Annotated in this window: 18 protein-coding genes and 2 pseudogenes; 3 read left to right on the forward strand and 17 right to left on the reverse strand. The window is 70.9% G+C overall.

From position 1 onward, the window contains the following. Window positions 1-4: 4 nt before the first annotated feature. Together ACFJGX_RS17660 and ACFJGX_RS17665 are read right to left on the reverse strand one after the other, a co-directional pair. Window positions 5-286, reverse strand: a complete 282-nt coding sequence (locus ACFJGX_RS17660; protein WP_382325602.1) for a tripartite tricarboxylate transporter substrate-binding protein — start codon at window positions 284-286, stop codon at window positions 5-7. Window positions 287-359: 73 nt separating this feature from the next. Continuing rightward, window positions 360-983: pseudogene (locus ACFJGX_RS17665) on the reverse strand (Bug family tripartite tricarboxylate transporter substrate binding protein); the annotation flags it as partial. 113 nt (window positions 984-1,096) lie between these two features. On the opposite strand from ACFJGX_RS17665, the gene ACFJGX_RS17670 reads away from it, so the two are divergent. Further along, a complete protein-coding gene (locus ACFJGX_RS17670) occupies window positions 1,097-1,987 on the forward strand; it encodes a LysR family transcriptional regulator (RefSeq protein ID WP_382157981.1) in 891 nt (296 codons plus the stop codon). An 11-nt stretch (window positions 1,988-1,998) separates the two neighbouring features. On the opposite strand, the gene ACFJGX_RS17675 is transcribed toward ACFJGX_RS17670, so the two are convergent. The 6 genes from ACFJGX_RS17675 to ACFJGX_RS17700 form a co-directional block, all read right to left on the reverse strand. Next, entirely contained in the window at window positions 1,999-3,957 is a 1,959-nt protein-coding gene (locus tag ACFJGX_RS17675; RefSeq protein ID WP_382324817.1) for a methyltransferase domain-containing protein, read from the reverse strand. A 75-nt stretch (window positions 3,958-4,032) separates the two neighbouring features. Next, window positions 4,033-4,836, reverse strand: a complete 804-nt coding sequence (locus tag ACFJGX_RS17680) for an enoyl-CoA hydratase-related protein (RefSeq protein ID WP_382324815.1) — start codon at window positions 4,834-4,836, stop codon at window positions 4,033-4,035. Continuing rightward, on the reverse strand, window positions 4,833-5,033 hold the full coding sequence (locus ACFJGX_RS17685; protein WP_382326677.1) for a hypothetical protein: 201 nt from the start codon (window positions 5,031-5,033) through the stop codon (window positions 4,833-4,835). Before ACFJGX_RS17685 ends, ACFJGX_RS17680 begins: the two co-directional genes overlap by 4 nt. Beyond that, window positions 5,030-5,401 (reverse strand): DUF2889 domain-containing protein, encoded by a 372-nt coding sequence (locus ACFJGX_RS17690; RefSeq protein WP_382326679.1) that lies wholly within the window; start codon window positions 5,399-5,401, stop codon window positions 5,030-5,032. Before ACFJGX_RS17690 ends, ACFJGX_RS17685 begins: the two co-directional genes overlap by 4 nt. A gap of 1 nt (window position 5,402) precedes the next feature. Further along, window positions 5,403-6,569, reverse strand: coding sequence for a CaiB/BaiF CoA transferase family protein (locus ACFJGX_RS17695; RefSeq protein WP_382324811.1), 1,167 nt, complete (start codon window positions 6,567-6,569; stop codon window positions 5,403-5,405). Window positions 6,570-6,585: 16 nt separating this feature from the next. Beyond that, window positions 6,586-7,746 (reverse strand): acyl-CoA dehydrogenase family protein, encoded by a 1,161-nt coding sequence (locus ACFJGX_RS17700; protein ID WP_382324809.1) that lies wholly within the window; start codon window positions 7,744-7,746, stop codon window positions 6,586-6,588. A 127-nt stretch (window positions 7,747-7,873) separates the two neighbouring features. Between ACFJGX_RS17700 and ACFJGX_RS17705 the strand changes: the two genes are divergently transcribed. Beyond that, the gene (locus tag ACFJGX_RS17705) at window positions 7,874-8,464 is read left to right on the forward strand and encodes a TetR/AcrR family transcriptional regulator (protein ID WP_382157993.1); all 591 of its coding nucleotides are present in this window, start codon (window positions 7,874-7,876) and stop codon (window positions 8,462-8,464) included. Between the two features lie 15 nt (window positions 8,465-8,479). On the opposite strand, the gene ACFJGX_RS17710 is transcribed toward ACFJGX_RS17705, so the two are convergent. The 8 genes and pseudogenes from ACFJGX_RS17710 to ACFJGX_RS17745 all read right to left on the reverse strand — a co-directional run bounded on the left by ACFJGX_RS17710 (window position 8,480) and on the right by ACFJGX_RS17745 (window position 18,998). Further along, on the reverse strand, window positions 8,480-9,658 hold the full coding sequence (locus tag ACFJGX_RS17710; protein ID WP_382324807.1) for an ABC transporter substrate-binding protein: 1,179 nt from the start codon (window positions 9,656-9,658) through the stop codon (window positions 8,480-8,482). Between the two features lie 23 nt (window positions 9,659-9,681). After that, a pseudogene (locus ACFJGX_RS17715) lies at window positions 9,682-11,809 on the reverse strand (3-hydroxyacyl-CoA dehydrogenase NAD-binding domain-containing protein). A 32-nt stretch (window positions 11,810-11,841) separates the two neighbouring features. Continuing rightward, window positions 11,842-13,050, reverse strand: coding sequence for an acetyl-CoA C-acetyltransferase (locus ACFJGX_RS17720; protein ID WP_382324803.1), 1,209 nt, complete (start codon window positions 13,048-13,050; stop codon window positions 11,842-11,844). A gap of 31 nt (window positions 13,051-13,081) precedes the next feature. Beyond that, on the reverse strand, window positions 13,082-13,873 hold the full coding sequence (locus ACFJGX_RS17725; protein ID WP_382324801.1) for an enoyl-CoA hydratase/isomerase family protein: 792 nt from the start codon (window positions 13,871-13,873) through the stop codon (window positions 13,082-13,084). Window positions 13,874-13,929: 56 nt separating this feature from the next. Beyond that, window positions 13,930-14,658: an alpha/beta hydrolase gene (locus tag ACFJGX_RS17730; RefSeq protein ID WP_382158006.1), complete on the reverse strand. Its 729-nt coding sequence runs from the start codon at window positions 14,656-14,658 to the stop codon at window positions 13,930-13,932. 100 nt (window positions 14,659-14,758) lie between these two features. Further along, window positions 14,759-15,694, reverse strand: coding sequence for a helix-turn-helix domain-containing protein (locus tag ACFJGX_RS17735; RefSeq protein ID WP_382324799.1), 936 nt, complete (start codon window positions 15,692-15,694; stop codon window positions 14,759-14,761). A gap of 63 nt (window positions 15,695-15,757) precedes the next feature. Continuing rightward, entirely contained in the window at window positions 15,758-16,894 is a 1,137-nt protein-coding gene (locus tag ACFJGX_RS17740) for an acyl-CoA dehydrogenase family protein (protein ID WP_382324797.1), read from the reverse strand. A gap of 16 nt (window positions 16,895-16,910) precedes the next feature. Beyond that, window positions 16,911-18,998 (reverse strand): LuxR C-terminal-related transcriptional regulator, encoded by a 2,088-nt coding sequence (locus ACFJGX_RS17745; RefSeq protein ID WP_382326681.1) that lies wholly within the window; start codon window positions 18,996-18,998, stop codon window positions 16,911-16,913. Here ACFJGX_RS17745 and ACFJGX_RS17750 point away from each other — a divergent pair. Next, the gene (locus tag ACFJGX_RS17750; protein ID WP_382326683.1) at window positions 18,979-19,698 is read left to right on the forward strand and encodes a hypothetical protein; all 720 of its coding nucleotides are present in this window, start codon (window positions 18,979-18,981) and stop codon (window positions 19,696-19,698) included. The genes ACFJGX_RS17745 and ACFJGX_RS17750 overlap by 20 nt on opposite strands. Here ACFJGX_RS17750 and ACFJGX_RS17755 read toward each other — a convergent pair. After that, window positions 19,673-20,860 (reverse strand): lipid-transfer protein, encoded by a 1,188-nt coding sequence (locus ACFJGX_RS17755; protein WP_382324795.1) that lies wholly within the window; start codon window positions 20,858-20,860, stop codon window positions 19,673-19,675. The genes ACFJGX_RS17750 and ACFJGX_RS17755 overlap by 26 nt on opposite strands. Between the last annotated feature and the right edge of the window lie 5 nt (window positions 20,861-20,865).

Raw genomic sequence — 20,865 nt, forward strand, 5'->3', positions numbered from 1 at the left:
CGTGTCACTCCTGCTCCATGCCCGCGGCCTTGACGATGCGGGCCCAGAGCGCGATCTCCTTCTCCTGGAAGCGGGCGAACTGCTCGAGCGTCAAGGGATTGGGTTCGCTGCCGCTCTGGCGGAAGTAGCTGGGGTCGCTGACGATGGCCTCGCGCACCAGTTCGTTCAGGCGCCGCGCCACGGCCTCCGGCGCCTGCGCCGGCAGGTAGACGGCGGTCCAGGCGTACAGCTGGTAGTCGGTCAGGCCCTGTTCGGCGAAGGTGGGAATGTCGGGCGTGCTGCTCATGCGCTCCGCGCCGGTGGCTGCGCAGGGCTTTCATCTTGCCGCTGCGGATGTTGGTCATCGCGTTCAGCCCGTCCGACCAGGTGAGGTCCACGCGCCCACCGGCGATGTCCGTCATGATCTGCGAGGGGCTCTGGTACGGCACGTGCAGCAGGTCCACACCGGCCAGCAGCTTGTAGAGCTCGCCACCGGCGCGGGCGGAGGCACTGGAACTGGCGAAGGTCAGGCTGCCTGGGCTCTTCTTCGCGAGCTCGGTCAGCTCCCGCACGTTGTTGGCGGGGAAGTCCTTGCGGGCCAGCAGGACCGTGGCGCCCTTGCTGACGGTGGCGATGGGCGTGAAGTCCTTGACGGGGTCGTAGGGCAAGCGCTTGAACAACGCGGGGTTGGCGGCGTGCGTGGTCTGGGTGGTGACCAGGGCCGTGTAGCCGTCGCGCGGCGCCTTGGCGACAAAGCTCGCCGCCAGGAAGCCATTGCCGCCTGGCTTGTTTTCGATCACCACCGGCTGCCCCGTGACCTTGGTGATGTGGGCGCCCACGAAACGGGCCACGGTGTCGGTGGCGCTGCCGGCGGCGAAGGCCACCACGAAGCGGATCGGCTTGTTCGGGTACTTCTCGGCGTCGGCGAGCTGGGCGTGCGCATGGCCGGCCGCCAGCGCCAACAGCAGCGCGCCGGCGGTCGCGCGGAACGTGGAACGGATCATGTTTGTCTCCTGGGATGTATCGAACGCCAGGCCATTGTTGGGCGGCGCGCGCGCTGGGTAAATTGAATTCTTGGTGTACGCTGATAACCTTTGGTTAATCTCTCGTCGATGCCATGAACCTGCGCCAGATGGAAGTTTTTCGCCACGTCATGCAGACCGGATCGATCAAGGGCGCGGCCGAACTGCTGCACATCAGCCAGCCGGCCGTGAGCAAGCTGCTGGCCGGGGCCGAGCGCCGCAACGCGCTGCAGCTCTTCGCGCGCGTCAAGAACCGCCTGGTGCCCACGCCCGAAGCGCACCGGCTGTATGCCGAGGTCGAGCGGCTCTGGGAGCGCGTCGAACGCGTGCGCGATCTGTCCCACGAGCTCTCGAATCCCAGTGGGGGCACGCTGGTGGTCGGGGTGTCGGCGAGCCTGGGCGCCACGGTGGTGCCCACCGTCGTTCAGGAGCTGATCCGCATGACACCGCTGGCGGTGGTGCGCATCGAGCAACTGGTGCCGCATCTGCTGGTGCAATCGCTGCTCGACGGCACCACCGACATCGGCGTCACGATGGGCGTCCAGCCCCATCCGAGCCTCGAGCTTCTGTCCCGGTACCCTTGCGGCCTCGTCTGCGTCATGCCCAAGGGCCACCCGCTGTCGTCGCGGCGCTCCATCCGCGCCGCCGACCTGCGGGGGCAGCAGATCATCTCGTTCCCACAGTCCTTGAGCTACGGCATCTCGCCGCGCGACCTGTACGGCGAGTACGCGGAGGAAATCCGCGCCTCCGTGGAAGTGCGCTCAGGCCAGGCCGCCTGCTGGTACTGCCTGGCGGGCGCGGGCATCGCCGTGGTCGATGCGACCGCCGTCGCCGGCAAGGCGTTCCCGGGCCTGGTGTCGCTGCCCTACCGCTGCGAGGCGCAACTGGAAGCGCGCCTGATGCACCACGGCGAGCGCCCTCTCTCGCGCCTGGCCGAGCGGTTCTGCGACATCTTCAAGAGCACCTGGCCTCGCCTCATGGGCTGATCAACGCCGGCTCACGCGCGCTTCTGCACCCAGAACTGGTACATGCCGACGAAGGTCTCGGGGTGCTCGGTTTCGTACCGGTGCCACAGGCCCAGGTCGTGCGCCGCGCCTTCGTCGGGGAAGCGCGCGCGGAACCGCTGGCGCACCGTGGGCTCCACGTGCAGGCCCACGAAGTCCAGGCCCAGCCGGCGCAGCAGCGCCTGGATGGCGGGCAGCGTGGTGCGGTGCTCCTGCTCGTGGAACAGCAGGTCCCGGCAGGCACTGAGGCCGAAGAAGTCGCCAAAGGTGGTCAGCCGTCGGAGGGCTTCGGGGCCATCGCAGGCCATCAGCGCGGCGCGGGCATCGCGGATGCCGTCGGCCGTGGCCGGGAAACCGCGCTCGGCGATGAAGCGGCGCGCCGCCACCACCGGCGCGCGCGCCAGTTCGCTGTAGAGCCCGATCAGCATCAGGCCGCCCGGCCGCAGCAGCGGCAACAGGGCGCGCCAGCCCGCTTCGGGCTCGGCCAGGTGGTGCAGCACGCCGACCGATTCGATCAGGTCGAACCGCCGATCGATCGCACCGAGCTGCAGGAGGTCGGCCTGCGCGTATTCGATGCGCGCCAGGCCCAGCGCCCGCGCCTGGCGCATCGCATACGCCAGGCTGCGGGCGCTCAGGTCGATCGCGAGCACCTGCGCGCCCCGGTAGTGGTTCGCGGTCTCGGTCGAGTGGCGCCCGGTGCCGCAGCCCGCGACCAGGATGTCGATGCTGCGGCGCTCGCCCAGGGGCTGGAAGCGCGCCTGAGGGACCTGCCCGCGCAAGCGGTCGTCGAGCGACAAGGGCGCGGGGAACAGCGAAGGGCGCGTCCAGCGCGGGTAAGGGTTCTCCTCGTACTGCCGCCGCACGCGACACGAGGTGTTTTCGCCGATGGTGGTCAGGCGCGGCAGGCGCTCGCGCAGGCGTTCTTCCTCCCGCACGTCGTCGATCTGCTGCCGCATCACGGCCCGCAGCGCCTCGGGCCACGGCCGGGCCGACAGCGCGTCGGCGTGGGCCAGGGTGTGCAGCGGCCGGTAGCTGGCCAGCGCCAGCAGCTCGTGCGCCTGCGGCAGGCCACCCGTGTCCAGCGTGGCGTTGATCCGGGCCTGGAGCTGCGCCAGCTGCCCGGTTTCGGGCGCGCTGCGGACCCACGCGTATTCGTTGATGAAGCACTGCCGCGCGAGCGCGCCCCGCAAGGCCCACAGACCTTCCTCAGGGGCAACGGGCGCCAGCGCTTCGGCCAGCAGCGCCGCGCGCGCCTGGGTCAGGCAACGCTCCAGCACCACGTCACACACCGTGGCGCTCTCCAGCAGGGCCAGCAGCAGGCGGTCCTCGCGCCAGGGCGCCAGGGCCTGCACCGTCATCGGGCCTTCCTGCCCGATGGCGCCTTGCAGGTGCGGCTCGCACAGGATCAGCGCGCTGGCCGCGCGCGCCAGCTCCTCGGGGCGCCGCCAGGCTTCGGCGATCGCGCGCGCGAGCACCGGCCGCAGGTGGCGCTGCAAGGCCTGGAGAGGCAGGCGCTGCAGGCATTCGGCCACGCCGATCTTCACTTCCACGGCCTCGTGGATCGACAGCGCCTGAAGGAAACAATCGAGCGCCTGCAGCGGCTGCCCCTGGCGGTTGAACACGACGCCGAGGTTGGCATGCGCCTGCAGAAAACCGGGCGCGATCGCGATCGCCTGGCGGTAGTGCACCGCGGCCTGGTCGAGCAGGCCCTGTTGCATGTGAAGCAGGCCGAGGTGGTAGTGGGCTTCGGGAAACCGGGGCCGGGCCAGCGTGGCGCGCGTGAGGTGGTCCAGCGCGGCCGCGGCGTCACCCGCCTCCAGAGCCCACAGGCCCATCCGGTGCAGCGCATCCGCCTGCGGCGCAGGCACACCGCCGCCACCCGCCAGGCAGCAATGCTTGTGCTTCTTTCCGCTCAGGCACGGGCAAGGGTCGTTGCGCCCCGCTGTCTTCATGCTGTCTGTCTCCTCAGGGTGGCCGTCACACGGCGGCGGTTCCCTCCCCTTTTTCTTCTTCTGGTCTTCTCGCGCTCAGAACCGGGGGGCGCGCTTCTCCAGAAAGGCGCGCACGCCTTCGGCAAAGGCAGGCCGATCCGCCAGTTCCATCTGGCGCTCGCGCTCCAGGGCCACCTGCTGTTCGAAGCTGTGGCTGCCGCCCTGTTCGTAGAGCCCGCGCACCTCGTGCACGGCATGGGCGGGCAGGCGGGCGAGCCGCTGCGCGAGCCGCAGGCTCTGGGCGGGCAGCTCCGCGTCGTCCACGCAGGCCCAGATCAGTCCCCATTGCGCCGCGTCCTGGGCCGAGAGCCGATCGCCCAGCAGCGTCAGCCCGAGCGCGCGGGCGCGGCCCACCGCGCGGGGCAGCGTCCAGCTCGCGCCCAGGTCCGGCACCAGGCCCAGCGCCGGGGCGAACGGCAGGTAGAAAAACGCGGAGCGCGCCGCGATCACGATGTCGGCCGCCAGCGCCAGGCCCACACCGCCGCCGGCCGCCGCGCCGTTGACCGCGCACACCACCGGCACGCGCAGCGCGCGCAGGCCCGTCACGATCGGATTGCCCGCGTCGGCCATCATGTCGCCGATCGCACCACCCGCGCTGGTGCCGCCATGGGTCGGGCGGTCGGGATCGAAGTCGGACAGCTTGGCGCCCGAGCAAAAGGCCTTGCCGCTGCCGGTGAGGATCAGCGCGCGCACGGAAGCCTCCTCGCGCACCCGCTCCAGCGCCTGCAGGCAGCCCTGCCGCATGCCCAGGCTGATGGGGTTCATCTGCGCGGCTTCGTTGAGGGTCAGGGTGGCGATGCCATCGGCCACCTCGAACAGCACGGCGGGTGCGCCACTCATGTAGGGTCTCCTCCGGCCTTGCCGGTGTATTGCTCGGGGAAATGCAGGCGCACGATCTCGCCGTCGGTCTTCAGCGCGTGGCAGCCGCCCAGGGGCGAGTTGCGGTGCTCGGGCTGCTCGCGGTCGGTCACGTCGTCCGCGCCGCTCCACAGCATCTGGAAGGCGGTGGTGGCGATGGGCGGCAGCAGCTCGGTCATGTGGGTGCAGCCCAGCTCGGCCCGGAACAGGCGCTTGGCACCAGGATGAAGCCGGGCTGGATGCGCTGCCCGATCAGGCGGCGGTAGCTCTCGGTGATGGCGCCGCACACGGCGTGCGGCCCCTCCACCGTGTGCGCCTCCACGCCGTGGATCAGCCGGTCGCGGTCGATGGTCAGGCACAGGCTCATGTGGTGGATGGGCTGGTTCTCCCCCACGCTCTTTTCTTCCAGCTCGATCGGGAACGGCTTGGTGTCGATCAGCGTGCCCACGATGTCGAAGAGCCCGTCGTCGCGCTCGAAGCCTTCGCAGTGGATGCGCCGCAGGTGCACCTGGCGGCGCGTCACCGGGGGCGGCGGCGTGCCGGCCATCTCAGTCCGGCGCCCCGTGCACCACACCGGCGGCCACCAGCGCGTCGATCTCGGCGTCGCTGCGCCCGAGCGAGCGCAGGATGTCCCGGCTGTCGCGGCCGATCGCGGGCGCGGCAGCCGGCAGCTCGCTGGGCGTGCGGTCGAAGCGCGGCGCGGGCGCGGGTTGCACCGCCCCGCCCTGCTCCACGAAGGTGCCGCGAGCGCGGTTGTGCGGGTGCGCCGGCGCCTCGGCCATGCTGAGCACGGGCGCCACGCAGGCGTCGCTGCCTTCGAGCAGTTCGCACCAGGCGTCGCGGCTCTTCTGCAGGAACAGCGCCGCCAGCTTCTCGCGCAGCGCGGGCCACTCGGCGCGCTCCCACTGCCGCGCGAAGTGAGCATCCGTGATGCCGCACTTCTCCAGCAGCAGCCGGTAGAACTGCGGCTCGATCGCGCCGACCGACAGGTAGCGCCCGTCCGCACAAAGGTAGTTGCCGTAGAAATGCGCCGAGCCGTCGAGGAAGTTGCTCGCCCGCTCCTCGTGCCAGAAGCCCTTGGCCTGCAGGCCATACTGCGCGGCCATCAACACGGCGGCGCCGTCGGTGATGGCCGCGTCCACCACCTGGCCCTGGCCCGAGCGCTGCGCTTCATAGAGCGCGGCGACCACGCCGAGCGCCAGCAGCATGCCGCCACCGCCGTAGTCGCCCACCAGGTTCAGCGGCACGGCGGGTGGCCGGTCGGCCGGGCCCATGGCGTGCACCGCGCCCGAGAGCGCGATGTAGTTCAGGTCGTGGCCGGCGGCCTGGGCCAGCGGCCCGGTCTGGCCCCAGCCCGTCATGCGGCCATAGACCAGCTTCGGGTTGCGCGCCAGGCAGTCCTTCGGGCCGACGCCGAGTTTTTCGGTCACGCCCGGGCGAAAGCCCTCGATCAGGATGTCGGCCTTGTCCACGAGCCGCAGCACGGTCTCCACCGCGCGCGGGTCTTTCATGTTGAGCGCGATGGAGCGGCGCCCCCGGTCCACCACGCTGTCGTTGCGCATCAGCGCCTCGAGCGCGCTGCCGCCGCCGGGCGGGGGCATGCGGTCGATCCGGATCACCTCGGCCCCCATGTCGGCCAGCATCATGCCGGCGAAGGGGCCGGGGCCGATGCCCGCGAGTTCGATGACGGTGACGCCGTGCAGAGGTCCGCTCATGGTGCGTGGCCCCCGCTCACATGCGCTTGGCGACTTCTTCGAGCATCACCTCGGTGGCGCCGCCCCCGATGGTGAGGATGCGCGCGTCGCGCGCCATGCGCTCCACCGGCGTGCCGATCATGTAGCCGGTGCCGCCGTGCAGCTGCAGGCAGGTGTGCACCACCTCCTGCAGGGTCTCGGCGGCGAAGCACTTGAGCATGGAGACCTCGCGCACGATGTCCTTGCCCTCGTCGATCATCTGCGCGCACTGGTAGGTGAGCGAGCGCACGGCCGCCGTCTTCGAGGCCATCCAGGCCAGCTTGTTGCGCACCACCTGCTGGTCCCACAGCGACTTGCCGAAGGCCTGGCGCTGCTTCACGTACTCCACCGTCAGCTCGATGGCGCGCGAGGCCGTGCCCGAACTGAGCGCGCCGATCACCAAGCGCTCGTTCTGGAAGGTGCTCATGATGTAGTAGAAGCCCTTGCCCTCCTCGCCCAGCAGCGCGTCGTGCGGCACGTGCAGGTCTTCCAGGTAGAGCTCGGCCGTGTCGGACGAGCGCCAGCCGTGCTTGTCCAGCTTGCGCGCGATCTTCAGGCCCGGGTTGCCCTTCTCCACGATGAACAGCGACAGGCCCTTGCTGCCCTTGGCGTGTGGGTCGGTGCGCGCGGCCACGATGTAGATGTCGCCGAACACCGCGTTGGTGATGAACATCTTGGAGCCGTTGATCACCCAGCCGCCGTCGGTGCGTTCGGCGCGCGTCTTCAGGCCCGCCACGTCGGAGCCGGCGTGCGCCTCGGTCACGCAGATCACGCCCACCTTCTCGCCCGCGCAAGCCGCCGGCAGGTAGCGCTGCTTCTGCTCGTGCGTGCCGCGGTGCGCGATGTGCGAGAGCGACATGTCGCTGTGCACCGTGAGCGCGGAAGCCACGCCGCCGTAGGTCGAGCGCGAGAGCTCCTCGCCCAGCACCAGCGAGGACAGGGCCCCCAGCCCGCCGCCGCCATATTCGACCGGGTGGCGCATGCCCAGGAAGCCCATCGCGCCCAGGTCGGTGAAGACGTGGCGCGGGATCTCGCCGCTGGCTTCCCAGGCGTCGCCATGGGGCACGATCACCTCGTCCACATAGCGGCGCAGCTGCTCGCGCACCATGCGCAGGTCCTCGTCGACGATGTCGGGTTCGCTGAAGTAAGGCAGGGTCATGGAAACGGTCTCCAAAGGGTTCTGCCACTATTATAGACCGACACGTCGGGTTATTTAAAGCCCTGGGCGCAAGGCGGGCGGGCAAATTCAACGGGGTACACTCTCAGGCCTCTGAGAGGAAACAGACATGCCACGCGTGCGATCCGACGACTACGACGCCAAGAGCCAATCCATCATGGACAGCGCCGCCGCGCTTTTTGCGAAGGTGGGCTACCCCAACGCCAAGATGCAGGACATCGCGCAGGCCTGCGGCGCGACCAAGTCCATGCTCTACCACTACTTCCCGACCAAGGACGACCTGCTCAGCGCCATGCTGACGGAGCACCTGGAACGGGTGATCGCCAGCGTGGACGAGGCCGTGGCCGGCGACCGGCCGGTGAAGGAGCGTTTCGCCGCCTTCGTGCAGACCTACGCGCAGAAGTCGGCGCAATCGCGCCGCCGCCACGTCATCGCAATGAACGACGTGAAGTTCCTGCCCAAGGCCATGCAGACGCCGCTGCGCCAGCTGGAGAAGAAGGTGACCGACCAGGTGGCCGACCTGCTGCGCGAACTCCACCCCGGGCTGGAAGACGGCGTCTACAAGCCCTACGCGATGATGCTGCTGGGCATGCTGAACTGGACCGACTACTGGTACCGGCCCGGCGGCCCGATGAAGTCCGACGAACTCTGCGAGCGCATCACGCGCCTGTTCCTGCTCGGTTTCATGGCCGAGAAGTAGGCCCCGGCCCTCGGTTCATTTCATCATCTGGTCGTAGTCGAGCACGACCTTCCAGCGCCCGTTCTGGATCTGCGAGAGCCGCGCCTCACTGGTGGCCAGGTGGCTGGTGGGCGACCAGCTCATGGCCGGCATGCCGAACATGTCGCTCGGCACCTTGAGCGATTCCAGCGTCTTCGCCAGCGCATCGGTGCTCACGTTGGGCCCGTTCTTCTGCAGCGCGGTCGCCAGCCGGTCGATGATCACGTAGCCGTAGGTCGAGAACACGGTGGGGTTCTCGTTGTAGGCGGTCTTGTACTTGTTGGCCCAGAAGCGCAGCGGCTGCGAAGCATCGTCCTCGTAGGGCACCTGCGCCATCATGGTCGAATACAGGCCGTCCATGCCCTTGCCGCCCAGGCGCGGAATCAGGTCGGTGTAGGCGCCCACCGAGGTCAGGAAGGTCGGGTTGTAGCCCAGCTTGCGCGACTCGGCGATGGCGCCCACGGTCTCGCGGATCACCGTGCCCAGCACCACGAAGTCGCAATTCGCCGCGCGCAGGCGCGCCACCTGCGATGAAAAGTCCGTCGCGCCGCGCTTGTAGGTGGTGCGCTCGGCGAATTCCACGTGGATGCTCTTCAGGCCGATCTCCGCGCCCTTCATCACCTCCTGGCCATAGTCATCGTCCTGGTACAGGGTGCAGGCCTTGGTGGCGTTCTTTTCCTTGTACAGGCGCGGCGTGGCGCGCGTCATCTGCTCGATGTAGGACGAGACGAAAGCGAACTTGAGCTTGTCCACCGGCTCGTACATGTCCTTGGCCAGGGCCATGGGGAAGAAGTTCATCACGTTCTTCTGCGCCAGCGTGGGCATGGCCGCGTTGGCACTCGCCGCGCCCAGCATGCCGACCATCACGAACACCTTGTCCTGATTCACCAGCTTCTGCGCGGCGAGCACGGCGCGCTTGGGGTCGTAGCCGTTGTCCTCCACGCGCAGCACCAGCTTGCGGCCGTGCACCCCGCCCTGCTCGTTCACCTCGGCGATGCGCAGGTTCATGCCGTTGCGCAGGTCCTTGCCGTAGCCCGCGAGCGGGCCGGAGAGGTCGAGGATGGAGCCGATGAGCAACTGGTCCTTGCTCACGCCCTGCTGCTGGGCCAGCGCGGGCCAGGCCAGCGCCGCCAGGGACAGGGCGGCCCATGGGATCAGGGTGCTGCGGTGCTTCATGTCGGTCTCCTTCGGTGGGTGGATCAGACGGGGTGGTAACGGCCGCCCGACGCGGCCATGTCGCGCAGCGCCTGCGGCGCCTCGAAGCGCGGGCCGTGGCGTTGGGCCAGGCGGTCGCAGGCCTCGACGAAGCGGGCCGCGCCCACCATGTCGATGTGGCTGATGGCGCCGCCGAGCACGGACGGGAAACCCCAGCCCAGCAGCGAGCCCACATCCGCATCGCGCGTGCTCACGATGCCCTCGGCCACGCAGCGCGCCGCCTCGAGCGACTGCGAGTACATGAGGCGCTGGCGCACCTCGTCCAGGCTCGGTTGTTCTTCCGCCAGCGGGAAGCGCCGCGCCAGGCCCGGCCAGAGCGTCCTGCCACCCTCGGCGGGGTGGTCGTAGAAGCCCTTGCCGGCCTTGCGGCCCGGGCGGCCCAGCTCGTCCACCATGGCGACCAGCACCTCGTCCTGCGGCTGCTCGCGGTAGGCCGCGCCCTGGTCCAGGCGGCCCTGCTTCATGGCCTTGTGCAGCAGCTCGACCGAGAACTCGTCGATCAGCGCCAGCGGCGGCATGGGCATGCCGGCCAGGCGCCCGGCGTTCTCGATCAGGTTCGGGTTCACGCCCTCGGCCAGCATGGTCATGGCCTCGAAGGGGTACATGCCGAAGGCGCGGTTGGCGTAGAAGGCCGGGCAGTCGTTGACCACGATGGGCGTCTTGCGGATGCGCTTGACGAAGTCCATGGCGTGCGCCACGGCGGCCTCGCCGGTCTTCCCGCCACGGATGACTTCCACCAGCGGCATCTTCTCCACCGGCGAGAAGAAGTGCAGGCCCACGAAGGACGCGGGGCGCGAAGACACCTCGGCCAGGCCGGTGATGGCCAGCGTGGAGGTGTTGGTGGCGAAGATGGCGTCGGCGTCCATCGCGGCCTCGGCGCGGCGCGTCACGTCGGCCTTGACCGCGCGGTCCTCGAACACCGCCTCGATCACGATGCCGCAGCCCGCGAGCTCGGCCATGTCGGTGGTGGTCTTCACGCGCGCCAGGGTCTGGTCTCGTTGCGCGGCGTCCAGCCGGCCCTTGGCGCACCTGGCCGTCGAGGATCTTCGCGCCGTAGGCCTTGCCTTTCTCGGCGGCCTCCAGGCTCACGTCCAGCAGCACCGTCTCCAGCCCGGCCACCGAGCACACATGGGCCAGGCCCGCGCCCATCATGCCGGCGCCCAGCACCGCCACCTTGCCGAACTTGCGCGGCGGCACGCCCTGGGGCCGGCCCGCGAGCCGGTTCGCGTCGCCCATGGCGTAGAACAGCGTGCGGATCATGTTCTTGGTCTCGGGCGAGGTCGCCAGGCGCGCGAACTGGCGCTGCTCGATGCGCAGGCCGGTGTCGATGTCGACCTGGCAGCCGTCGTACACGGCCGCCAGAATGGCCTCGGGCGCCGGGTACAGCGCCTGCGTCTTGCTCAGCAGGTGGCCGGACACGCCGAAGAACACCTGCGTGGGCCCGGGCGACTGCGGTGTGCCGCCGGGGAATTTGTAGCCCTTGGCGTCCCAGGGTTTGACGGTGGCGCTCGCGCCCTCGTTCAGCAGCCAGTGTTTCGCGCGCGCCAGCAGCTCGGCCGCCGGCACCACCTCGTCCACGATGCCCGCCTCCAGCGCCTTCTGCGGCCCGACCTTGCGGCCTTCGAGCAGGTAGGGCAGCGCGGCCTTGATACCGATCATGCGCGGCAGGCGCTGCGTGCCGCCAGCGGCGGGCAGCAGGCCCAGCGTCACCTCGGGCACGCCGAGCTGCAGCTTGGGATCGTCCACGGCGATGCGGCGGTGGCAGGCCAGGCAGACCTCCAACCCGCCGCCCAGCGCCGTGCCGTTGATGGCGGCCACGAAGGGCTTGCCCGAGGTCTCGATGCGGCGCAGCGTGGCGCTCAGCGGCCCGGTGATGTCCATGGACTGCTGCGCGCTCGAGATGGTGCGGATGAATTCCAGATCACCGCCGGCCAGGAACTCGGGCCGCGCCGAAGTCACGATCACTCCGCGCACGGCCGCGTCCGCCACCGCGCGGTTCACCGCCGCGCCGAAGGCCGCGATCGAGTCCGTGTTCAGCACGTTCATCGGCCGGTCCGCCACGTTCCACGTCAGGGTCGCGATGCCGTCCGCGTCCACCGTGTAATCCACCATTGTTTCGCTCCAGTTGCTTGTTGTTGTGGCGCTCAGACGCGCTCGATGACCATGACGGACCCCATGCCGCCGCCCACGCACATCGTGACCACGCCGGTGCTCAGGTCGCGCCGCTCCAGCTCGTCGAGCAGGGTGCCGAGCAGCATGCCGCCGGTGGCGCCCAGCGGGTGGCCCATGGCGATCGCGCCGCCATTGACGTTCACGCGGTCGTGCGGCACGTCCAGCACCTCCATGAAGCGCAGCACGACGGAGGCAAAGGCCTCGTTGCACTCGAACAGGTCCACGTCGCGCGCGTTCATGCCGGCGCGCTTGAGCGCGGCCTGCGCGGCCGGCGCCGGGCCGGTGAGCATGATGGTGGGCTCGGTGGACACGGTGCCGAAGGCGCGCACGCGGGCGCGGGCTTTCAGGCCCTGCGCGGCCGCCGCTTCCTTCGTGCCGATGAGCACGGCCGAGGCGCCGTCCACGATGCCCGAGGAGTTGCCCGCGTGGTGGATGTGTTCGATGCCGCCGAGCTGCGGGTAGCGGTGCAGCGCCAGCGCGTCGAAGCCCATCTTCTCGCCCTGCGCGGTGAACGAAGGTTCCAGCTTGGCCAGCGTCTCCATCGTGGTGTCGCCGCGCACGTGCTCGTCGCGCGCCAGGATCACCAGGCCGTTGAGGTCGCGCACCGGCACCACGGACCGGTCGAAGTAACCCTCGCGCCAGGCCTGGGCCGCGCGGCGCTGGCTCTCGACCGCGTAGGCGTCCGCGTCCTGGCGGCTGTAGCCGTAGAGCGTGGAGATCAGGTCGGCCGAGATGCCCTGGGGCACGATGCGGTTGGGGATGGTGAGCTGCGGGTCGGTGATCCAGGGGCCGCCCGAGGTGAACATGGGCACGCGCGACATGCTCTCCACGCCGCCGCCGATGACCAGTTCGGCCTGCCCGGACTTCACCAGCGCGGACGCGAAGTTGCAGGCCTCCAGGCCCGAGCCGCAGAAGCGGTTGATCTGGATGCCGGGCACCGCCTGGTCGTAGCCGGCGGCGAACACCGCGCTCTTGGCGATGTCGGCCGCCTGCTCCTGCACCGGCTCGACGCAGCCCAGGATCACGTCGTTCACTTGCGAGGTGTCCAGGCCGTGCCGGTCGCGCAGCGCGCCCAGCAGGCCCCCGGCCAGGCGCGCCGAAGGCACCTCGTGCAGACCGCCGCTGGCGCGGCCCCGACCGCGCGGGGTGCGCACGGCGTCAAGAATGTAGGCTTCCGTCATATTGAAAGGGATGGTTGGGGAATGGCGCGCTTCAGCGCCCCTGGAACACGGGTGGGCGGCGCTGCTGGAAGGCGGCGATGCCCTCCTTCAGGTCGGCGGTGGCGAATACCTGGGCCAGTTGGCGGCCCTCGTGGGCGAACATGGCGTCGAAGTCACCGCCCTGCAGCAGGATCTCTTTCGACAGGCGCAGCGCCTGCGTCGGCCCGGCGGCGATGGCCAACGCGGTCTTCGCCACCTCGGCGGCGAGCTGCTCGCGCGGCAGCGCGCGGTTGATCAGGCCCAGTCGCGCGGCCTCGGTGCCGCTGAGCAGGCGGCCGGTGTAGATCAGCTCGGCCGCCAGCGCGTGGCCCAGGCGGCTCAGCAAGAAGTGGTGGGTGCCGCTGTCGGGCACCATGCCGATGTGGCGGAACGGGCTGCCGAACAGTGCCCCGTCCTCGGCGAAACACAGGTCGCAGCACAGCGCCAGCCCGAAGCCGAAGCCCAGCGCCGGGCCGGTCACGGCAGAGATGGTGGGCACGGGCAGCTCGCGCAGGCGGCGGCAGAACGGGCCGACCACGTCCGCGATCAGGGCCATGGGGTCGTCGGCCGCCGGGTCGATGGAGCCGATGTCCCAGCCGGCGGAAAACACCGGGCCGGCGCCCTGGATCACCAGGCAGCGCGCGCCGCTGGCGAGCGCCTCGTCCAGCAGCGCGCCCAGGCGTTGCACGTCGGCGGTGCGGAAGGTGTTCTTGGGTTGCGCGAGGTCCAGCACCAGGGTGGCGACGGCGCCTTCGGTGCGCAGGGTGATGCCCGTGGCGGGCCGGATGGCGGTGGCGGTTGACATGCCCGCCACTCTGCCAGCGGGGCCGGCCCGGAATATCGTCGCCTCGGACGATTCGACTAGTCGCGACCGGCCGCGATGATCGCCTGCGCCAGTTCCGCCGGGCGCGTGAACCAGGCCTCATGGCTGCCGGGCGCCTCGAGATAGCGGAACAGGCCCAGCCGCTCCGACAGCCGGGGGTGCCACGGCAGGCTGGCCGGCAGCGCCACGTCCAGCACGCAGTTCAGGTACGACTTGCCGACCGGCAGCGCGGCCAAAGGCTGGCTGAGGGCCGAGGGCTCGGTGAAGGTGCGGTAGGGGTGGGGATTGAGCTTGGCGTAGGCGGCCTGGGCCAGCGCCAGGTCGGCATCGTTGATGAAGGCCTCGCGCCAGATCTCGAACGGCAGCATCACGGCCTGCCCGTTCGCACCGGCGATCTGGTCGAACAGCGCCTTGTAGTGCGGCGGCACCAGGTCGTTGAGGCACTCGCCCGGCTGCGGCACGAAAGCGTTCACGTAGACCAGGCGCGCCAGGCGCGGCAGCAGCCGCTCGGCCGCGCCGGATATGACCATGCCGCCGTAGCTGTGGCCGACCAGGCGCACCTCTTTCAGGTCGCGGCTTTCGATGTCGCTCACCAGCGAGGCCACCGCCTCGGCCAGGCCCACGGCGGCGCGGTCGTCGCCCGGCCGGTTGCCGGCCAGCGTGGGGCAGTGCACGGTGTGGCCGGCCGCGCGCAGGTGCCCGGCGGTGGCTTCGAGTTCGGCGCCGGTGTGCCAGGCGCCATGGACGAGGACGTAGGTATCGGACATGGGGGTCTCCTGTGAAAGTGCAGCGCACTGTAGGCCGCGCCCGCGGCGGTGGATGGCCGCTGCCCGCCAGGCCCATGGCCGCTGACGGCCCGCGAAGGCCTCAGCGCTGGCGGCGCAGGGCGCCCGGCGTGTGCCCCGTGGCGTGGCGGAACGCGCGCACGAAATGCGAGGGGTCGAGCAGGCCCACGCGGCGGCCGATTTCGGCGACCGTGAGGCGGTCGAAGCGCGGATCGGCCAGCAGGCGGCGCGCGCTGTCCATGCGGCAGGCCATGAGTTGCTGGGCGAACGTGTGCCGGTGCGCGGCCAGCGCGCGGTGCAGGCTGCGCTCGCCGATGCCCAGGCCGGCGGCCACGGCGGCGGCGGTGAGCCCGGGCTCGGCGTGGCGCTCGCGCACCGCGTCGGCGATGCGCGCGGCCAGGCCGGGGCGGGCCGGCGGCGCCTCGGTGCCGGCGGCCAGCGCCAGCAACGCACCGAGCTGATCGGCCAGCAGCGCCGGTGGCAGCGGTGGCGCCAGCGCCAGCTCGGGCTGCAGCTGGCGCGCGAAGGCCGAGAGCGCGGCGCCGAAGCCGCTTCGGCCATCCAGCGCGCGCCCACAGGCGGCCGCCGGGTCGGGCAGCCAGCGCTCGACCCAGTCCGAGGGCAGTTGCAGGGAGATGGTGTCGCAACGGGTGTCGAAGTGGAATTCGTACCGGCGGCGCGAATCGACCAGCAGGCAGTCGCCCGGCGCCAGCCGCGTGCCGCGCGCCTCCTGGGCGCCGGCCCAGGGCTCATCGCTCTTGCAGAGCAGGTAGAAGTAGTTGGGCCCGCCCCGCGACAGGTGCCGGGGCGTGCGGTAGACGTCCTGCGCGCTGCCCTCGACGCGGTTGAGCTGCAGCTCGCCCAGCGCGACCGAGGTCAGCGCGGCCTCGAAGCGCTGCGGCGCGCGGCTGCGCACGTCCATCGCCAGAAAGCCTTCGCAGACCGCGTCCACCCAGTAGTCCAGGGACCGCCCGTGGGAAGCGGCCTCGGTGCTCCAGCGGCGCAGCGGGGTGTTCATGGCGCCAAGCATGGCACGCCCGCGCCCCGGCAGGCAAGCCCGGAAAACCCGCCTTCGAGGGCCTCACAGGTCGCGGGCGATCAGCTCTTTCATGATCTCGTTGGTGCCGCCGTAGATGCGCTGCGCCCGCGCGTCCACGTAGGCGCGCGCGATCGGGTACTCGGCCATGAAGCCGTAGCCGCCGTGCAGCTGCACGCAGGCGTCCACCACCTTGCCCTGCAGGTCGGTCGTCCAGTACTTGGCCATGGAGGCGGCCTGCGCGTCCAGCGTGCCGCGCAGCAGCAGCGCCAGGCAGTGGTCCACGAAGGTGCGGCCGATCTGGATCTCGGTCTTGAGCTCGGCCAGCACGAAGCGCGTGTGCTGGAAATCGGCCACCGCCTGCCCGAAGGCCTTGCGCTCGCGCACGTAGTCCAGCGTCCAGCGGTAGGCCGCTTCGGCGGCGGCGATCGCCGAGATCGCGATCTGCAGCCGCTCCCAGGGCAGCTCGCGCATGAGGTAGGCGAAGCCCTGGTTCTCCTCGCCCAGCAGGGCGTCGGCCGGCACGCGCACATTCTCGAAGAACAGCTCGCCCGTGTCCTGCGACTTCAGGCCCATCTTCTTCAGCGGCTGGCCCTTGCGCACGCCGGGCAAGCTGGTGTCCACCGCCAGCAGGCTCACGCCCTTGGCGCCGGCGGCCGGGTCGGTCTTGGCGACCACGATCACCAGGTCGCACACCGTGGCGTTGGAGATGAAGGTCTTGGAGCCGTTGAGCACGAACCCATCGCCCTCGCGCACCGCCGCCGTGCGCACGGCCTTCACGTCCGAGCCCGCGCCGGGTTCGGTCATGGCGAGCGCACCGATCACCTCGCCCGTCACCATGCGCGGCAGCCAGCGCTGCTGAAGGTGTTCGCCCGCGAAGTGCAGCAGGTAGTTGGTGACGATCTCCGAGTGCATGGTGAGCGAGAGGCCGAAGTTGCTGTACGGCGCGGCCTCCTCCAGCAGCACGGCGGAGTACAGCAGGTCCGCGCCCGGCCCACCGAGCGACTCGGGCACGGTGGGACACAGCAGGCCGGCCGCGCCGGCCGCCTCGAAGAAGCCGTGTTCGAAGCCGCCGCGCGCTTCCCAGTGTTCGATCTTCGGCGCCACCTCGGCCTGCAGGAAGCGGCGCACCGTCTCGCGGAAGAGTTCGTGTTCGGGTTGGAAGATCTCGCGTTGCATCATGGGAGTAAGAACTTTCTCAGGCCAGCCAGCCCGCGCGCCGGGCGACCTGCACGGCCTCCATGCGGTTGCGGGTGTCGAGTTTCACGTTGATGTTGCGCAGGTGGGTGCGGATGGTGGTTTCGGCCACGAACATGCGCTCGCCGATCTGGTCGTTGGACAAGCCTTCGGCCACCAGGCGCAGCACCTGCAGTTCTTTTTTGGTCAGCGCGTCGATGGCGCTGGCCGAGGGCGTCGCCGCGCCGGCCACGGCGGGCGGCGGCAGCGGCGCCACGGGCGCGCGCAGCAGGCGGTCCAGGAAGGCGATGGGCGCGCCGCCATCCGCGTCGAGCAAATCGGTCGGCCCGCTGCGAAGTTCCTGCAGCATCACCAGCAGCAGCGGCCCTTCCACCAGGAAGGCGCGCACATAGCCCTCGGCGGCACCGAAGCACACGGCCTTGGCCAGCACGCGCATGGCGCGGTTGCGCTCGCCCAGCTTGTACTGGGCCTGCGCCAGCACCAGGCGCAGCGTCATGGCGCGGCGCTCGCGCTGGGCGCGTTCGGCCGCGTCCACCTCGGCGCGCAGTTCGGCCACCACCTCGGCCGCGTGCCCGGCCTGCACGGCCCAGCGCGCGTGCGCCAGCGCCAGCGTCTCGACCTCGTTGGCGCGCAAGGACGAGCGGCTCACGCGCGCCCACAGCGCCTTGTCGCCACAGTGGTCGATCTCGGCGCGCGCGCGGCCCAGCCGGCCCTCGGTCACCAACATGCGCACGCGCTCCAGCCGCGCGCCGGCCACCACGCGCGGCAGGCCGTCGCGGTGGCCCAGGTGTTCCAGTTCGGCCAGCAACTGCAGCGCGTGGTCGGCATCGCCCTGGTCCTGCGCGATGCGCGCCATCACCACGTGGGCCAGGATCAGCTGGTCCGGAATGCCCACATGGCGGATCAGCGGGATGTAGACCGCCAGCAGGCGCTCGGCCTGGTCGAGCTGGTCGGCCTCGAACAGGGCCTCGGCCAGCAGCACGCCGGCCATGGCGTTGCCGTTGGTGGTGCGGCCCGCGTCGTGCGTGCCGGCGTTGACGGCCAGCCGCAGGCGCGCGAGCGCCTTGCGCAGCCGGCCCTGCGTGAGGTCCACCGCCGCCTCGGCGGCTTCGGAGAGCGTGAAGTTGAAGCTGCTGCGGTGCTCGGGCTGGCGGCTGCGCGCGGCGTCGGCGTAGCGCAGCGCCTCGTGGTAGCGGCCCGCGATCATCGCCAGGTTGGCCAGGATGATCTCCAGGAAACCGCGCACGAAGCTCACGTGGCTGGGCAGCGCGCCCAGCAGGGCCGAGGCCAGTTCGGTCGCCTCGTCGGTGCGGTCGGTCAGCACCATGAAGAGCGGTTTCATCGCGAGCCGGTGCGCCCTCACCTCCTCGTCCGGGTCGGCGCGGCGCTCCAGGCGCTCCAGCAGGGGCGCGGCCGCCAGCGGGCCGCGCGCGAAACACACGGCCCAGGCGTGCACCACCTGCAGCATGGGGTGTTCGTCGAGCAGGCCGCGCTCCAGCAGCGGGTCCAGCCAGCGCGAGAGCAGGCGCATGCGGCCCTGGTCCAGCAGGGCCTGCGCGTGCTGGTTCAGCAGCGGCAGCGCGGTGCGCACGTCGCCGGCGGCCAGCGCGTGTTCGATGGCGGGCACCGGCCGGCCCTGGCCGAGGAACCAGCGCGCCGCCGCGCGGTGCAGGCCGGGCACCTCGTCCGGGTACTGGCGCAGCAGCTGCGCGCGCAGGAACTCGGCGAACATGCCGTGGTAGCGGTAGCCGCTGCCCTCGGGCTGCAGCGGAATCAGGAACAGGTGCGACTGCTCCAGCGAGCGCAGCATGGCGGCGCTGTCCTCGCGCCCGCAGATCAGGTTGCACAGCGAGGCGTTGAGCACGGCGAGCACGCTGGAGCGCAGCAGGAAACCGCGCACGTCCTCGGTCTGGCGCGCCAGCACGTCTTCCACCAGGTAGTCCACCACGGCGGCGTTGGAGCCGGTGAAGCCGGCGATGAATTGGCCCGGGTGGTCGCGGTGCTCGAGCGACACCGAGGCCAGCCACAGCGCCGCCGCCCAGCCCTCGGTGCTGCGGTGCAGGCGCACGATGTCTTCGCTCTCCAGCACCAGGCCGCGCCGCTCGCGCAGAAAACCCTCGGTCTCGCTGACCGAGAAGCGCAGCTGCGCCGGGTCGATCTCCAGCAGGCGGCCCGCGCGCGCGCAACCGCCCCAGGCTCAGCTCGGGCGCGCCGCGCGAGCCGACGATGAGCTGGGCGCCGCGCGGCAGCTGGTCGATGAGTTCGTTCACCAGGCCCAGCGCCACCGGGTTCTGCAAGGCCTCGAAGTCGTCGAGGAAGAGCGCGAACGGCGCGGGGTGCGCCGCCACGTGGTCGATCACCGAGAAGGCCAGTTCCTCCAGGTTGCCCACGGGCGCGCCGCGCGCGCGCGCCAGGCCGGGCACCAGCGGTTCGAGCGCGGCGGCCAGCACGGTGAGGAAGCGGCCCACGTCGTTGTCCGCCCGGTCCAGCGTGAGCCAGGCGGTGGGCAGGCCGGCTTCCTCGAAGCGGTGGCGCACCTGCAGCATCACCGTGGTCTTGCCGAAGCCCGCCGGGGCGCGCAGCAGCACCAGCCGGGCCGACCCGGCGCTGAAGATCTTCTCGCCGACCTCGGCGCGCACGATCTCGAAGGCCGTGGGCAACGGGGGGTTGAGCTTGGCCGCCAGCGGCGAGCCGCGCGCGGCCTCGTCCACGGCCTCGGTCGCCGTGCTCACCAGTCTCAGTCGCGCGCCTTCGGTTGCCATGTCATCCCGCCTTCGTGTACATCGTAACGACGCAGGCGCCGCCGAGCCCGAGGTTGTGTTGAAGCGCGACCTTGGCGCCGTCCACCTGGCGCGCGCCGGCCTGCCCACGCAGCTGCCACACCAGCTCGGCGCACTGCGCCAGCCCGGTCGCGCCCAGCGGATGCCCCTTGGACAGCAGGCCGCCCGAGGGGTTGGTGACCACACGGCCGCCGTAGGTGTTGTCGCCGTCCAGGATGAAGCGCTCGGCCCCGCCCTCTTCCACCAGGCCCAGGGCCTCGTAGGTGATGAGCTCGTTGCTGGTGAAGCAGTCGTGCAGCTCGACCACCGGCACGTCGCCGGGGCCGATGCCGGCCTGTTCGTACACGCGCTGGGCCGCGCGGCGCGTCATGTCGAAGCCGACCAGCTTGCGCATGTCGTTCTCGTCGAAGCTGCTGTTGCCGTCCGTCACCAGCGCCTGCCCCGCGATGCGCACCTGGCGGCTGAGCCCGTGCTTTTTCGCGAAGGCCTCGGAGCACAGCACCGCCGCCGCGCCGCCGCAGCTCGGCGGGCAGCATTGCAGCCGGGTCAGGGGGTCGAACACCGAGGGCGAGGCCAGCACCTCGTCCAGCGTGAGCGGGTCGCGGAAGATGGCGTTGGGGTTGTTCGCCGCGTGCCGGCGCGCCTTCACCGCGATGCGCGCGAAGGTGTCGGCCCGCGTGCCGTAGAGCTGCATGTGCATGCGGCCCGCGCCGCCGAAGAGCTGCGCGGCGATGGGCGCGGCCTCGTCGCGGCCCTGGGTGTCGGCCATCACGTCGAGCAGGCGCTGCGAGGGGTCGGGCCGGTCGGTGAAGTGCGCCGCGATGGCGCCGCGCTGCATCTGCTCGAAGCCCACCACCAGCACGCACTCGGCCTCGCCGCTGGCGATGGCCTGGCGGCCGAGCCAGAGCGCGGTGGAGCCGGTGGCGCCGTTGTTGTTGACGTTGACGACGGGGATGCCGGTCAGGCCCACGTGGTAGGCCGCCGCCTGGCCGCAGCAGGAGTCGCCGTAGACGAAGCCGGCGCAGAGCTGGTCGACCGACTGGTAGTCCACCCCCGCGTCGGCCAGCGCGGCCTTGATGGCCGCCGCGCCCAGCAGCGGGTAGGGGTCGCCGGCGCCGGGCTTGGTGAAAGGCACCATGCCCACGCCCGTCACAAACACATGGCGGCTCATGGGGC

The sequence above is a fragment of the Hydrogenophaga sp. UC242_50 genome (assembly GCF_042697355.1).
Lineage (GTDB): Bacteria > Pseudomonadota > Gammaproteobacteria > Burkholderiales > Burkholderiaceae_C > Hydrogenophaga.

What these genes read in the sequence shown, in the direction of transcription:
- ACFJGX_RS17710 (WP_382324807.1), bottom strand. Translation starts at nt 9,658, where the DNA reads ATGAAGCACCGCAGCACCCTGATCCCATGGGCCGCCCTGTCCCTGGCG.
- ACFJGX_RS17675 (WP_382324817.1), bottom strand. Translation starts at nt 3,957, where the DNA reads ATGAAGACAGCGGGGCGCAACGACCCTTGCCCGTGCCTGAGCGGAAAG.
- ACFJGX_RS17755 (WP_382324795.1), bottom strand. Translation starts at nt 20,860, where the DNA reads ATGAGCCGCCATGTGTTTGTGACGGGCGTGGGCATGGTGCCTTTCACC.
- ACFJGX_RS17695 (WP_382324811.1), bottom strand. Translation starts at nt 6,569, where the DNA reads ATGAGCGGACCTCTGCACGGCGTCACCGTCATCGAACTCGCGGGCATC.
- ACFJGX_RS17690 (WP_382326679.1), bottom strand. Translation starts at nt 5,401, where the DNA reads ATGGCCGGCACGCCGCCGCCCCCGGTGACGCGCCGCCAGGTGCACCTG.
- ACFJGX_RS17750 (WP_382326683.1), top strand. Translation starts at nt 18,979, where the DNA reads ATGTCTTCGCTCTCCAGCACCAGGCCGCGCCGCTCGCGCAGAAAACCC.
- ACFJGX_RS17685 (WP_382326677.1), bottom strand. Translation starts at nt 5,033, where the DNA reads ATGACCGAGCTGCTGCCGCCCATCGCCACCACCGCCTTCCAGATGCTG.
- ACFJGX_RS17725 (WP_382324801.1), bottom strand. Translation starts at nt 13,873, where the DNA reads ATGTCAACCGCCACCGCCATCCGGCCCGCCACGGGCATCACCCTGCGC.
- ACFJGX_RS17720 (WP_382324803.1), bottom strand. Translation starts at nt 13,050, where the DNA reads ATGACGGAAGCCTACATTCTTGACGCCGTGCGCACCCCGCGCGGTCGG.
- ACFJGX_RS17680 (WP_382324815.1), bottom strand. Translation starts at nt 4,836, where the DNA reads ATGAGTGGCGCACCCGCCGTGCTGTTCGAGGTGGCCGATGGCATCGCC.
- ACFJGX_RS17670 (WP_382157981.1), top strand. Translation starts at nt 1,097, where the DNA reads ATGAACCTGCGCCAGATGGAAGTTTTTCGCCACGTCATGCAGACCGGA.
- ACFJGX_RS17730 (WP_382158006.1), bottom strand. Translation starts at nt 14,658, where the DNA reads ATGTCCGATACCTACGTCCTCGTCCATGGCGCCTGGCACACCGGCGCC.
- ACFJGX_RS17740 (WP_382324797.1), bottom strand. Translation starts at nt 16,894, where the DNA reads ATGATGCAACGCGAGATCTTCCAACCCGAACACGAACTCTTCCGCGAG.
- ACFJGX_RS17700 (WP_382324809.1), bottom strand. Translation starts at nt 7,746, where the DNA reads ATGACCCTGCCTTACTTCAGCGAACCCGACATCGTCGACGAGGACCTG.
- ACFJGX_RS17660 (WP_382325602.1), bottom strand. Translation starts at nt 286, where the DNA reads ATGAGCAGCACGCCCGACATTCCCACCTTCGCCGAACAGGGCCTGACC.
- ACFJGX_RS17735 (WP_382324799.1), bottom strand. Translation starts at nt 15,694, where the DNA reads ATGAACACCCCGCTGCGCCGCTGGAGCACCGAGGCCGCTTCCCACGGG.
- ACFJGX_RS17705 (WP_382157993.1), top strand. Translation starts at nt 7,874, where the DNA reads ATGCCACGCGTGCGATCCGACGACTACGACGCCAAGAGCCAATCCATC.